Genomic DNA, 1,260 nt, shown 5'->3' on the forward strand with positions numbered 1-1,260 from the left:
CCGCCGCGGCCGGAGCTGGCGGACCGACGGCGGCTTCATCCGGCGACAGCATCCTGGCCGGGGGAGTTCACGCCGCCGACGAGGCGACTCGCGCCGCGGTCGGGGGCGTGGGCTTCACCGGCGCCATGATCCGGTTGGAGACCGGCGGCGTTCTCCGAACCCAACCGCTCCGCATCGCCTCGGGCCAGGAGTTCTTCGCCGTGGGCCAGACGTTCGCCGCGCGGCTGGACGCCCGTGAGGACGCCCAGATCGAGTTGCGCCGGGTGGTCCCGGCGGAGCGCGGCCGGAGAGGCGTCCCGTCGCCCCTGTGCGCCGGGCGGGCGCCGGGCGTCGTCGCCCTGCTGCACCGAGGCGACCGAGTGGACATGATGCTGTTCCGTGAACGGATCATTGTCGGCGCCGAAGCGCCGGCGAACGCCCTGTGCGGCGTCTGGAGTTTCCGCGCCCGATGAAGAAAGTCCGTCGAGAGTCCACCGGCCTGCGGTGGGTCGTCCTGGCCGCCGCCCTGGGCTGGCTGGCCGCGCTCTGGACCTGGACGTCCCCTGGGGACCGCGCCTTGTGGGCCGCCGCGTCCGACGCGCCGGGGGTCGAGGCGCATCTGTTGGACAACGGCTTCCACACCGACCTGGCCGTCCCGCGCGCCGCGCTGGAGGCCCGTCCCGGGCCGCTGGCCGAGGCGGTTCGCGCCTTGCCGCCGGGCGACTGGATCCTGATCGGCTGGGGCGACGCCAAATTCTACGTCGACCAGAGCCCGATGACGGACCGTCTGCCGGACGGCGCCCGGGCCTTCTTCCGGCCCGGCAACGCCTCGGTGATCATGCTGGACCCGGCCCCGGACCTGCCCGGCAAGGACACCCGCAGTTTCCGCCTGTCGCCCGCGGGGTTCGAACGGATGGCGGCGCATGTGGAGCGCTCGCTGGACCTGTCGTCCGGAGCCGCGCGGGTCGCCGCCCGCCGCGCCGGCGACGACGCCCGCTTCTACGCCAGCCGGGAGCATTTCTGGATCGGTCGCCTGTGCAACCACTGGACCGCGGGCGTGTTGAATGCCGCAGGCCTGCCGGTGCGGCCTGCGCGTTCCGTCACCTCCAGCGAGGTGATCGCGGCGATCGACCGGGAGCAGGCGTCGGAGGGGAAAGACGGGTCATGAGTTCACTTTCGCGGCTGGCCGTCGTGTCGATGGCCGTCCTGGCGCTGAGCGCCTGTCAGCCTCCCGCAGAGGAGCAAAGGACCGACGCCCGCCCCAACCGCGCCGCGCGCGCG

2 protein-coding genes are annotated in these 1,260 nt (G+C 73.6%); both read left to right on the forward strand.

The window, feature by feature from the left end; genetic code table 11:
- Window positions 1–452 (forward strand): hypothetical protein (locus AC2W7C_RS18090; RefSeq protein ID WP_486002594.1); only part of this gene is annotated, 452 nt, incomplete at its 5' end.
- A complete protein-coding gene (locus AC2W7C_RS18095) occupies window positions 449–1,147 on the forward strand; it encodes a DUF2459 domain-containing protein (RefSeq protein ID WP_486002595.1) in 699 nt (232 codons plus the stop codon). The genes AC2W7C_RS18090 and AC2W7C_RS18095, both read left to right, overlap by 4 nt.
- The last annotated feature ends 113 nt before the right edge of the window (window positions 1,148–1,260 follow it).

It is taken from the genome of Brevundimonas sp. CURTG3B2_SDJG, from assembly GCF_057364705.1.

Coding starts and splice junctions, on each gene's coding strand:
- AC2W7C_RS18095 (WP_486002595.1), top strand. CDS start 449: ATGAAGAAAGTCCGTCGAGAGTCCACCGGCCTGCGGTGGGTCGTCCTG.